Origin of the sequence: Mycobacterium sp., from assembly GCF_044370595.1 — a bacterium.
In the GTDB taxonomy this organism is placed as follows: Bacteria; Actinomycetota; Actinomycetes; order Mycobacteriales; family Mycobacteriaceae; genus Mycobacterium.
Genome location: NZ_JBILVF010000110.1, coordinates 1 through 11,440, shown reverse-complemented (window position 1 = coordinate 11,440; position 11,440 = coordinate 1). Strand labels below are relative to the sequence as shown.

Genomic DNA, 11,440 nt, shown 5'->3' with positions numbered 1-11,440 from the left:
CGATGTCGGACTCGGCATCCGCGGTCAGACCGGTCACGATCACCCGGACATCCGGACCGATGTCGGAGGCCACCTGCAGAAGCGTCGCGCTGTCGCGGGTACCGATATCCAACAGCAGCACATCGGAGACGCCGCGATCCAACTGTTCGAACAGCGACGGAAGATCACCCGCGCCGCGGGCCGCTATCCCGTGCACGCTCAGGGCGGTCGCCAGACATTCGCGATGAAGTGTGTTGGCGTCGCAGATCAGCACACGGATCGGTGGACCGGCCGACCCGGGCGGGTAGGGAGCCGTCGGTTTCATCGCTGTAAGCCCCCACCCTCGACTCCTCGCGGGCAGCTAACGAACCGCCCGCCGGTAGTGGCGATCATATTCGGAGAGTGCACGGCGGGAAGTGATCAGCCCGAGCGGAGTGCACCGCGGGATTTGACAGCGCGTCCGCCCACCCTGCAATGTTAGGCTAACCTCAGTTAGGCTAACCTAAAGGGATCTTGTGGTGATTCGACGGCCCCTCCTCGGCCCAGCGCGTCTGTCCGTTCGCACGCTCGTCGCTCTGATCGCCGCACTGCTGGCAGTGCCCCTGATAGCCGCCTGTGGCGGTGGTACGGGCGGTACCGGTGGCACCGGCGGTACCGGTGCACCCGAGCGTGCGGTGACCGTCTACTCCGGACGCTCAGAGGAACTGGTCGGACCCCTGTTCACGACGTTCACCGAACAGACCGGCATCAAGGTCGACGCCCGCTACGGCGACAGCGCCGAACTGGCCGCCCAACTGCTCGAGGAAGGCGACGGCAGCCCCGCGCAGGTGTTCTTCGCCCAGGACGCCGGCGCCCTCGGCGCGGTGGAGGCGGCGGGGCTGTTCGCCCCACTGCCCGCCAAGGCGGCCACCGCGGTCCCGGCCGCCTACCGCGCCCCCGACGGCACCTGGACCGGCGTCACCGGGCGGGCCCGCGTCATCGTCTATGACCCCCAGCAGGTTCCGGCCGACCAGGTGCCCCGAACGGTCGGGGACCTGACCGACCCGAAGTGGCGGTCGCAGGTGGCGATCGCCCCGACCAACGCGTCGTTTCAAGCTTTCGTCACCGCCATGCGGATCGCCGACGGCGACGACGCCACCCGCACGTGGCTGCAGGCCATGGTCGCCAACGACGCCCAACGGTACGAGAAGAACGGTCTGATCCTCGACGCGGTGGACGCCGGGCAGATCAAACTGGGCCTGATCAACCACTACTACTGGTACGAAAAAGCCGCCGAAGTCGGCGAGGCGAAGATGCGGTCCAAGATCGCTTTCACCTCACCCGGTGACCCGGGCAGTCTGGTCAACGTCGCCGGGGCCGGCATCCTCAAACCGGCCGCCGACAACAAGGAGGCCGCCGAATTCCTCGAGTGGCTGCTCTCCCCGGAAACCCAGCAGTGGTTCGTCGCCAACACCTTCGAATACCCGCTGCTGCCCAATATTCCTGCAGCCCAAGGGCTTCCGCCGCTGGACTCACTGCGCGGACCTGATGTCGCGCTGGCCGACCTGGACAGCCTCCCGGCAACCCTTGCCATGCTGGAGGACGTCGGACTGCTGTGACCGCCACCGCGACATCTGCGCGCCCGCAAAGCCCGACCGGCACCGGGCGGCCGCCGCGCACTCTGCTCGCCGCCGGCATCGGCACAGCCGTAGTGTCGTTGATTCCGCTGCTCTATCTGCTTGTCCGGGCCGGCGACGCGGGCTGGCGGCGTTGGCTGGAGATCCTGGTCCGGCCCCGGACGGCCGAGACGGTCGGCACCTCGGTGGCCCTGGTGCTGGTGGTGGTGTCGGCCTGCCTGCTGATCGGGGTTCCCACCGCGTGGCTTCTCGCGCGCACCGACCTTGCGGGCCGGGCCCGATGGCTGGCGCTGCTGGCGCTGCCGCTGGCGGTCCCCTCTTATGTCGCGGCCTACGCGTGGCTGTCGCAGTTCCCCGCGATGAACGGGTTCTGGCCCGCCGCACTGATTCTCACCCTGGTCTCCTTTCCCTACGTGCTGCTACCGGTGATCGCCGCACTGCGGATGGCCGATCCGGCCAGCGAGGAGGTGGCCCGCGCCCTGGGGCTCAGCCCGCTGCGCGCCTTCGTCCGCGCCACCCTGCCGCAGGCCTGGCCGGCCGCGGCCGGTGGTGCGCTGCTGGTGGCGCTCTACGTGCTCTCCGACTTCGGGGCCGTCGCACTGATGCGCGTTGATGCCTTCACCCGGGTCATCTACGCGTCCTACCGGGCCAGCTTCGACCGCGTCGGCGCCACCGTGCTGGCTCTGGTGTTGGTCGGCCTGGCAGTGCTGCTGCTGGTCGCCGAACGGCGGCTGCGTGGACGCACCCGGCGCTGGCGGACCGGGTCCGGCACCCAGCGCCGAGCCGTCCCGGTCCGGCTGAGCCGCGCGGGGCGGGCCGGGGCGATCGGCTGGCTGACCGTGCTGACCGGTGTCGCGGTGGGTGTGCCGGTGGTGTCGCTGCTGTTGCGGATGGCCGAGGGCAGCCGCACTCCGCTGGTCGTCGGTGAGCTGGTCTCGGCTGCGTTGACCTCGCTCGGTGTCGCCGCGGCCGGGGCGGCGCTGGCAGTACTGCTCGCCCTGCCGGTCGGGATCCTGGCCGGGCGGTACCGCACACCGGCGGTGCGGTGGGTGGAGACGCTGTCCTTCACCGGTCACGCGCTGCCGGGCGTGGTGGTGGGTTTGTCGCTGGTCTTCCTGACACTGGCGGTGCTCCCGGGCGCCTACCAGAGCGTCGCGGTGCTGGCTTTCGCCTACGCGATCCTGTTCGGCCCCAAAGCTATTGGCGCAACCCGCAGCGCCACCGCGGCGGTCCCCCCGGTACTTGAGCAGACCGCCCGCACGCTGGGCCGCGGCCCGCTTCGCGCGTGGGCGCAGACCACGCTGCCGCTGAGCCTGCCCGGTATCGCCGCGGGCGGACTGATCGTGTTGCTCACCGCGATGAAGGAACTGCCCGCCACTCTGATGCTGCGCCCCACCGGCGTGAACACTCTGGCGACCGAACTGTGGAGCCGCACCGAGGTGGCGGCCTACGGCGCCGCGGCCCCCTACGCCGTCACCCTGGTGGCGTTGGCCGCCGTCCCGGCCTGGCTGCTCAGCCGGTCGGTGGCCGTCCGCGGCGAAACCGAGGCGGTGACCCTGTGACGTCGGTCAGTGTGCGTGATCTCAGCGTCGGCTACGGCGAGGATCCGGTGCTCGACGGTCTGGATCTGGACGTCGATTCCGGGACCCTCGCCGCTGTCCTGGGCGCCAGCGGTTCGGGCAAGACCACCCTGTTGCGCGTCCTGGCCGGCTTCCTGCGGCCGGCCTCGGGCACAGTGCGCTTCGGGGACCAGGTGGTGGCCGGCCCGACGTTCGTTCCCCCGGAACGGCGGCGGGTGGGCATCGTGCCGCAGGAGGGTGCGCTGTTCGGTCACCTCAACGTGCGCGCCAACGTCGGTTTCGGCCTGCCGCGCGGATCCCGGGCGCGGATCGACGAGATGCTGGACATGGTCGGAATGCGCGACTTCGCCCTGGCCCGCCCGCAAGACCTCTCCGGCGGGCAGCAGCAGCGGGTGGCGCTGGCCCGCGCGTTGGCGCCGGGGCCGCAGGTCGTTCTGCTCGACGAGCCGTTCAGCGCACTGGACGCCGCGCTGCGGGCACGCCTGCGCGCGGAGGTGCGTGAACTGCTGCGGTCGGTCGGTACGACGGCGATCCTGGTCACCCACGACCAGGAGGAGGCGCTGTCGACGGCCGATCGGGTGGCCGTCATGCGGAGCGGCCGGATCGTGCAGTCCGGTGCGCCGGCCGAGGTGTACGGCGCCCCCGCCGATCTGGAGGTCGCACGCTTCGTCGGTGACGCGGTGGAACTGCCCGCTGTGCTGACCGGTGGCACTGCCCGCTGCGCGCTCGGTGAGGTGCCGGTCTGGGCCGACGCTGACGACAACGCGGCCGTTGTCCTGGTCCTGCGGCCCGAGCAGTTGGCGCTGGACCCGCCGTCGGCCCGCCGCGGTGTGCGGGGGGTGATCCGCGAGGTGGCCTACCACGGCTATGACTCAGTGGTGCGGGTGGAACTCGCCGATGGCACCCGGGTGCGGGTCAGGGTGCCCAGCGGCACCGCTCACCCGGCCGAGGGTGACGCGGTGACGGTCGCGGTGACCGGCCAGGGCCGGGTCTACCCCGATCCCCTCCGCACCGAAAGGCCTGCCGGTTGGTCGTTGGCCAGACCGGAGCTTCGCTAGAACGGTTGGCGCAGAACGTCGAGTGCGCGCTCACGGCCAAGGAAGCGGCGGGAACCACGCCCTGGGCGCACAGTCGACCGACCAGGGCCCGCGGTGGCAGGTGCTACCGAACAACGACGAAAGAAGACACAACATGCGGTCCGTATTGGTTACCGGAGCGGGCAGAGGAATCGGCCTGGCCATCACCGAACACATGAGCCGCCAGGGGTGGCACGTCTACGCCACTGCCCGGTCCGCCGATGCCCTGCAACGCCTCGAGCGCCTCCCCAACGTCGATCCGATCTCACTCGACATCACCGACAGGTCGGCGATTGCAGCGCTTCCCGACCTGCTTCCCGCGGAGTTGAACGCCGTCGTCAACAACGCCGGCATCGTCGTCAACGGTCCCGTGGAAGGTCTTGCGCTCGATGACTTGACGAGACAACTGGACGTCAATGTCATCTCGCAGATCGCGGTGACGCAGGCGGTGTTGCCGAGAATACGGGCATCCCGCGGACGGCTGGTGTTCATCTCGTCGGTCAGCGGGCTGTTCACCACGCCGGGCACCGGCGCCTACAACGCGTCGAAGTACGCGATCGAGTCCCTGGCCGATGCACTCCGGATGGAGTTGCGTCCGTGGCACATCCCGGTGTCGCTCATCGAGCCCGGACCGATCCGCACCGACATCTGGACGGGCATCCTCGACGATCATGACCGTATGGTCGAGCAACTCCGAGACGAGCACCGCCGACTGTATGCGCCACAACTGGCGGGGACGCGGAAGTTGTTGGGGCGTATGCAGAAAATCGCCGCCGATCCCAGCAGAGTCACCAAGGCCGTCGACCATGCGCTGACCGCGAAACGGCCCAAACCTCGCTACCTGTTGGATTTTCCCAGCCGCGCCCAGAAGGCCCTCATCGCGATCACGCCCACCGCGGTCAGCGATGCGGTTCTGGCAGCCTCCACCACCTCGAAGTCGGCGAGGGACTAGACCGAACTCGTCGCCCCTGGGCGATGCCTTCATCCCCGAACCGGCTGAGGTGTTTCCGGATCCGCTGCGCGAGCGGCAGCGACGGGTATCAGTTCGAGCAATCCCCGACGTGCTGTCGGGAGTCGGCGCTGCCGATCTGACTCCCGGGCGGCGACATCGCTGGCAGCCAGCACGAGAAACCGGGCGGTTTCCCTCGGATGGGTGCAGAACCCGGCAAGATCGGCGGCCAACACCGCCGTTGCCTGACGATTACGGCGGCCGACCTCGGCGACGACCGACGGCTCGGTTCGGGCGTCGAGCAGCAAGGCGCGCACACCCGGTAGCGCCCGGCATCCGTCGAGGAAGGCAAGCACTCGCCGCCTGGCGCGCTCCGGGCCCGGGGTGTCGGCCCCCGTCGCCTCGATGATCTGGCTAAACACCGCGTCGTGGAATCGTCTGTGCAGCGCCACCAGAAACGCGGCGCGGTCGGGGAAGTGGACGTAGAACGTGCCCTTGGCGTGACCCGCCGCCACGGTGATACGCGCGACGGACAAGGCGCTCAGGCCGTCCTGTTCGGCCAGTGCGACCGCAGCGTCCAGAAGTTCCAGGCGGGTCGGGTGCTGGTCGTCGGCTCGACTGCCCGGCCCTCGGCGGCGAGGGCGAGCGTCCGCGGGAGGCATTGCGGTCATGCCGAATTCGCGGTTCGCAGCCGCGACAGAAACGCCGCCGTGCGGTCGAGGAACTCAGCGGGCCGCTCGATGAAGGGCTGATGACCGGCACCGGCGAAGGTGACCACCTCGGCATCCGGCAGAGCGGCCCGGGCACGCCGGCCGTCGATCAGCCAGGGCAGGATCGGATCGCGGGTGCCCCAGCCGAGCAGTACGGGGCATTGCACACCTTCGGCCAGCGCGCGGCCGTCGTGCTCGGGGTCGGCGAAGCTGCGCCACACGTTGGCGTACACCTGCGCATTCGGGGCGGATCGGGACGCCTGCGTGGCGCGTGCGATCGCCGCGCTGACTTCCGGACCGGAGTCGCGCAGATACAGCCGGGGAAGCGTGCGGTAGGCCCGCGGTGCCACGACTGCCGAACCGACCAGACGGCAGGCCAGGGTCGTCCCGAGCCAGCGTGGCGTGAAACCTCCCGGCGAGACGAGCATCAAACCGCCAACCAGGTCAGGGGCGTGAGCCGCAGCGCGTAGCGCAGCGAATCCGCCCACCGAGTTGCCGAGCAGCACGTGACGGCCCCCGAGTCCTTCGAGGACGTCGATGAGATGGTCGCCGAATCCCACCGCCGTCTCCGGCGCGGAGCGGGCGCTCAGACCGTGCCCGGGCCAGTCCAGGGATGTCACCTGCCAGCCCGCTTCAGCAAGCCGCGGCGCTATCGCGCCGAAGTCTCGGCGGTCTCCGCCGTTGGCATGGAGCAACACCAGCGACGGGCCACCGCCGATCGTCTCCCGATGAATCTTCTGCGTCACCGCGGTCAGATTACATGACTAGCTGGTCATCTAATTCCGGCCGGCTGCCCACCGCCGCCTACGAGTTACCCGCTGCCCATGCCCGACCGGTTTGCCGGCCGGGGTGAAGCCGTGTAGCGGCGGCGCACTCGCAACCGCTCATTCATGACGGCAGCGGATCAAGACGCTGAGCGGCGCCGCCCCCGCCTGAACCGCGGCCATGCCAGCACGTCCTCCACCCGGGAACGTCAGCGGCGTCGACGGTGTCAACACGCGGGCAAAGGTAACCGCATAGGGCAGAGTCGTTGGGTGAAAGCATTACGGCAAACGTGTTTCGACGGACAGTGGGTGGTGGGCGGCCGTGATCGAGGACCAGGAAGCCGCTGAGCAGAAGTGGTTCGACGACTTCGGTCGGGCCTCCGAGAGTCCGGAGACTCTCGACCGGCTGGTCGCAGTCGTCAACGACCGCATCGTTGAGGGTGTGCCGGAGTTGCGCGATCCGACGCTTCGGCCCGAATTGGAAGCGAGCACCCGCTCCCACTGGAAGGGTTTTCTCACGGTCATGAACCGCGAGACGATCGACGTCCAGCCGGCGCCGCCGATCCACGACTTCGCGCGGACGCTTGCGCGGCGCGGCTTCGATCTGCCGGTACTGCTCTCCGCGTACCGCATCGGCCAACGCTCGACCTGGGACTTCATCACTGATCTGCTGCGGACTCAAGTGACAGACCCCGATCTGCGGTCCTCGGTCTTGTTGCGGTTCTGGTCGCATGCGACTCAGTGGATAGACACCGTGATTGAGTCGTTGATCCCGGTGTTCAACGACGAACGCGAACAATGGCAGCGAGGAGCACTCGCACGGCGCACCGGTCTCGTCAAAGCAATCCTTGCCAAACAGTCCATCGATATCGACACTGCGGTAACAACTCTCGGATATCCTCTTCGGCAGCATCACATTGCCTTCACGCTTCGAGTTGACGACACGGTTCCCGACTACGACTTGCAACACCTACTCGGGCTAGCCGCAGAATCAGTCAGCACCGCACTCGGCGGCGGAAAGCCGTTGGTCATGTCCAGTGGCGCACGCTCAGCATGGTGCTGGACCTCGCAGCCTTCCTTACTTCTTGCTGATGGCGCTGCCTTCGAGCTTCCCCGGTTTGTCCGAACAACCCTTGGAACATGTCACCCTGGCGTGGCCGGCTTTCGCCTCACGCACCTCGAATCCATCGCAGCACTCGTCATTGCCGAACGTCACGACGCAGCCGTGGTCCGCTATGAGGACGTCGAAATCGTCTGCCTTGCAGCCGGAATTCTTTGCGATGATGTCCGGGCTGCATTCGTGCGGCGGGAGCTCGGCGACCTCGTCGGCTCCGATCACGCGACACAACGGCTTCGTGAGACTCTGCGCGTCTACCTAAAGGAGGACGGCGACGCCTCGGCGACCGGCGAATTGCTTCGCATGCATCCCAATACAGTTCGATACCGTGTCCGCCGGGCCGAACAACGGCTGGGCCATGGAATCAGCAGGCGACGAACCCAACTGGAACTGGCACTGGAGATCATCAGCTTCCTTGGCATCGCGGAGACGGGGTCAGAGCAGGCGTAGCGAAACGACGGAGTCAGTGAACCATTAGTTCCTGCTCACAAAGCAACGGCGCTTCTTTGTTCCCAAGGACATGTCTGGCTCGATCGAACCAGGCGACCATTACGCGCGACCGGCGCAGTGCTTCGAGAAACATCCTGATCACGAACTCCCTTGGGAGGAAGGCCGCCTTGACCGTGAGCGACGACGATGATCTCCAGCCGCTGAAACACTTCCCTGCGGCTGAAACCTCGCGGCGGAGGTTCCTTGGCAGCGGTGTCGCCACGGCCGCGACGTTGACGTTGGGCGCCGCGGCCGTCTCGGCGTGTGGCAGTAAGAATGCGACAACCACCGAGGGAAGCGAGACGACCATGTCATCCGGTACGCCACTGGAGAAGGCCACCCTGCACGGCAAGGAGGTCATCGCGACCCCGATCGGCGACATCACGCTGGTCGACAACTACTTCGACGACGACGCCTCCACGCGCCTCTACGACGAGATGGACTACCAGCGCGCCGCCCAGTCCTACCTGTGGAGTACCCCGATGGTCAGCGTCGCGACCTGGCGTGACCGCCAGGCCGAGGCGTACGGCGTCACCGGCGAGACCGACTTCGTCGTGCTGCGCTCGCTGAAGGAGAAGCGCGGCATCGTCACGGCCAACCTGACCACGCCCTACCTCTTCAACTTCCTGAGTCTGGAGAAGGGCCCGCTGGAGATCGAGTATCCGGCCGGGCAGACCGCCGCCGGGGTGATGGACTTCTGGCAGCGCCCGGTGACCGATCTCGGTCTGACCGGCCCGGATCAGGGCAAGGGCGGGAAGTACATCATCGTCGGGCCCGAGCAGGACCCGGCGAAGTTCGACAAGCCCGGCTACGTTGTGCGCCAGAGCGCGACCAACAACATAGGGGTGCTGCTGCGCATCCTCGATAAGGACCCGGCCTACTTCGAAAAGTTCAAGTCGACGATGAAAATGGGCCGGGTCGGCCAGCCGCTGGCGACCTCCCGGTTCATCGAGGACTCCGACGTCGAGTGGAGCGCCACCGCGCCGCGCGGACTGGACTACTGGCGCACTCTGGCCGCTGTCGTCGATACCGAACCGGTCCGGCCGGTGGACAAGGCCTGGATGGCGATGCTGCTGCCGCTGGGCATCGAGAAGGGCAAGACCTTCGACCCCGACGAACGCCAGCAGGCGATCCTGCTCAAGGGTGCGGCGATGGGTGAGTTGTTTGCACGCAACCTGCAGGTCAATCCCCGTTTCGCCGAGCCGTACTGGCCCGGCACGTCGTGGTACAAGAGCTTCGACTTCTCCCTCGAGCAGGAGACCGAGGACCGGGTCGAACTCGACGAGCGGGTCACCTGGTTTTACGAGGCGGTGGGTTCCAGCACCGGCATGATCAACCCGACGGTCGGCGCCGGACAGGTGTACATGACCACCAAACGAGACAACAAGGGCGACCTGCTGCGCGCCGACAAGACCTACAAGCTGAAGGTGCCCCAAGACGTTCCGGTGGGCCAGTTCTGGGCACTGACGCTCTACAGCGAGAACACCCGCCGCCCCTACGACAACGGCGGCGCCGACATCCGCAGCGCAAACCTGGACAGCCGGCTACCTGACCTCGTCAAGAACCCCGACGGCAGCATCGACCTTTATGTCGGCGCCACGGCCCCCGAGGGCTTCGAGAAGAACTCCATGAAGACCACCGGCGACGACGGCTGGTTCGTCTATTTCCGCCTGTACGCCCCGCTACAACCCTTCTTCGACAAGACGTTCAGCCTCCCCGACTTCGAAGTCGTCGAATGACTCTGCGTGCCCTTATCGCCGCCATCCTGCTCACCGCGATGACCGCAGGTTGCAGTGGCCCGCCGAAAGAGAGAACCTCGACCGCACCGGTGACCCCGGAGCAGGCCCGCGCGATCGCCAAGGAGGCCTATGTCTACGGCTTCCCGATGGTCGACAGCTACCGCATCCAGTACTCCTACTTCGTCGACAAGAACGGACCCGAGTACAAGGGCGAGTGGAATCAGGTCCACAACACCGCACGAGTGTCCACGCCGGCAGACACCGCGATCCAGACGCCCAATTCGGACACCCCGTACTCGTTCCTCGGGGCCGATCTGCGGGTAGAACCGCTGGTGCTGACGGTCCCGCCGATCGACGACGGCCGCTATTTCTCGCTGCAATTCATCGACGCCTACACCTACAACTTCGCCTACGTCGGCACCCGCACCACCGGCAACGGCGGGGGCACGTTCCTGCTGGCCGGACCCGGCTGGAAGGGCGACAAGCCGACCGGTGTCAACGACGTGATTCGGTCGGACACCGACCTCGTCTTCGTGCTCTACCGCACCCAGTTGTTCTCACCCGAGGACCTTCCCAACGTCACCAAAATCCAGGCCGGATACCAGGCACAGCCGCTGTCGGCGTTCCTGAACCAGCCGGCTCCGCCATCGGCGCCTCCGGTCGATTGGATCAAACCGCTCACCCCCGAGGAGCAGAAGACCTCGCCGAAGTTCTTCGAAATCCTGAACACTGCACTGCAATTCACTCCGACACTGCCCTCGGAGAAGGAACTGCGAGATCGGTTCGCCACCCTCGGCATCGCCGCGAACGGCGACTTCAACGCCGATGAGCTCACCCCGGAGATCCGCGCGGCCGTCGAAGCCGGCATGGCCGACGCGTGGGCCGAATTCGGCACCTTCAAGAAGGACAAGATCGACACCGGCCAGGTCACCTCCGGTCAGGTGTTCGGCACCCGAGATCAACTCGGCGGCAACTACCTGTACCGGATGGCCGGCGCGGTACTCGGCATCTACGGCAACTCCAGCACTGAAGCGATGTACCCGGTACTGTCCACCGACTCAGACGGCGCACCGCTCAGCGGAGCTGACAACTACACCCTGACCTTCGCCCCGGGTCAGCTGCCGCCGGTCAATGCGTTCTGGTCGGTGACGATGTACAAGCTCCCCGAGAGCCTGCTGGTCGACAACCCGATCGATCGCTACCTGATCAACTCGCCCATGCTGCCCAACCTGATCACGAACCCCGACGGCGGACTGACCCTCTACATCCAGAACAACTCACCAGGCCCGGACACGGAGCCCAACTGGCTTCCCGCCCCGCCCGGACCGTTCACCCTCTACATGCGGCTGTACTCGCCCAAGCCCGAAGCTCTCGAGGGAACCTGGCAGGCACCCAAGCCGGTGAAAGTCTCGGGCTGACGA

At 67.2% G+C, this 11,440-nt stretch carries 9 protein-coding genes and 1 pseudogene; 7 read left to right on the top strand and 3 right to left on the bottom strand.

The annotated features are described in order from the left end of the window. Positions 1-304, bottom strand: a pseudogene (locus ADBZ5N_RS13545) (hypothetical protein); the annotation flags it as partial. Positions 305-497: 193 nt separating this feature from the next. On the opposite strand from ADBZ5N_RS13545, the gene ADBZ5N_RS13540 reads away from it, so the two are divergent. The 4 genes from ADBZ5N_RS13540 to ADBZ5N_RS13525 all read left to right on the top strand — a co-directional run bounded on the left by ADBZ5N_RS13540 (position 498) and on the right by ADBZ5N_RS13525 (position 5,203). Further along, positions 498-1,577 carry an iron ABC transporter substrate-binding protein gene (locus ADBZ5N_RS13540; protein WP_526258145.1) on the top strand — a complete coding sequence of 360 codons (1,080 nt, stop codon included), beginning with the start codon at positions 498-500 and terminating at the stop codon, positions 1,575-1,577. Continuing rightward, positions 1,574-3,157, top strand: coding sequence for an ABC transporter permease (locus ADBZ5N_RS13535; RefSeq protein ID WP_526258142.1), 1,584 nt, complete (start codon positions 1,574-1,576; stop codon positions 3,155-3,157). Before ADBZ5N_RS13540 ends, ADBZ5N_RS13535 begins: the two co-directional genes overlap by 4 nt. Further along, on the top strand, positions 3,154-4,233 hold the full coding sequence (locus ADBZ5N_RS13530; protein ID WP_526258140.1) for an ABC transporter ATP-binding protein: 1,080 nt from the start codon (positions 3,154-3,156) through the stop codon (positions 4,231-4,233). The genes ADBZ5N_RS13535 and ADBZ5N_RS13530 overlap by 4 nt, the downstream gene beginning before the upstream one ends. A 133-nt stretch (positions 4,234-4,366) precedes the next feature. Beyond that, a complete protein-coding gene (locus ADBZ5N_RS13525; RefSeq protein WP_526258137.1) occupies positions 4,367-5,203 on the top strand; it encodes an SDR family oxidoreductase in 837 nt (278 codons plus the stop codon). Positions 5,204-5,232: 29 nt separating this feature from the next. Here the strand turns inward: ADBZ5N_RS13525 and ADBZ5N_RS13520 are convergent, their stop codons facing one another. Together ADBZ5N_RS13520 and ADBZ5N_RS13515 are read right to left on the bottom strand one after the other, a co-directional pair. Next, entirely contained in the window at positions 5,233-5,871 is a 639-nt protein-coding gene (locus ADBZ5N_RS13520) for a TetR/AcrR family transcriptional regulator (RefSeq protein WP_526258135.1), read from the bottom strand. Then, a complete protein-coding gene (locus tag ADBZ5N_RS13515; protein WP_526258133.1) occupies positions 5,868-6,656 on the bottom strand; it encodes an alpha/beta fold hydrolase in 789 nt (262 codons plus the stop codon). The genes ADBZ5N_RS13520 and ADBZ5N_RS13515 overlap by 4 nt, the downstream gene beginning before the upstream one ends. A 340-nt stretch (positions 6,657-6,996) precedes the next feature. On the opposite strand from ADBZ5N_RS13515, the gene ADBZ5N_RS13510 reads away from it, so the two are divergent. From ADBZ5N_RS13510 to ADBZ5N_RS13500, 3 genes are all read left to right on the top strand, one after another. After that, positions 6,997-8,241, top strand: coding sequence for a PucR family transcriptional regulator (locus ADBZ5N_RS13510; RefSeq protein ID WP_526258131.1), 1,245 nt, complete (start codon positions 6,997-6,999; stop codon positions 8,239-8,241). A gap of 347 nt (positions 8,242-8,588) precedes the next feature. Further along, positions 8,589-10,019, top strand: coding sequence for a DUF1254 domain-containing protein (locus ADBZ5N_RS13505; RefSeq protein WP_526258129.1), 1,431 nt, complete (start codon positions 8,589-8,591; stop codon positions 10,017-10,019). Next, entirely contained in the window at positions 10,016-11,437 is a 1,422-nt protein-coding gene (locus ADBZ5N_RS13500) for a DUF1254 domain-containing protein (protein ID WP_526258127.1), read from the top strand. The genes ADBZ5N_RS13505 and ADBZ5N_RS13500 overlap by 4 nt, the downstream gene beginning before the upstream one ends. The last annotated feature ends 3 nt before the right edge of the window (positions 11,438-11,440 follow it).

What these genes read in the sequence shown, in the direction of transcription:
- ADBZ5N_RS13525 (WP_526258137.1), top strand. Translation starts at nt 4,367, where the DNA reads ATGCGGTCCGTATTGGTTACCGGAGCGGGCAGAGGAATCGGCCTGGCC.
- ADBZ5N_RS13520 (WP_526258135.1), bottom strand. Translation starts at nt 5,871, where the DNA reads ATGACCGCAATGCCTCCCGCGGACGCTCGCCCTCGCCGCCGAGGGCCG.
- ADBZ5N_RS13500 (WP_526258127.1), top strand. Translation starts at nt 10,016, where the DNA reads ATGACTCTGCGTGCCCTTATCGCCGCCATCCTGCTCACCGCGATGACC.
- ADBZ5N_RS13505 (WP_526258129.1), top strand. Translation starts at nt 8,589, where the DNA reads ATGTCATCCGGTACGCCACTGGAGAAGGCCACCCTGCACGGCAAGGAG.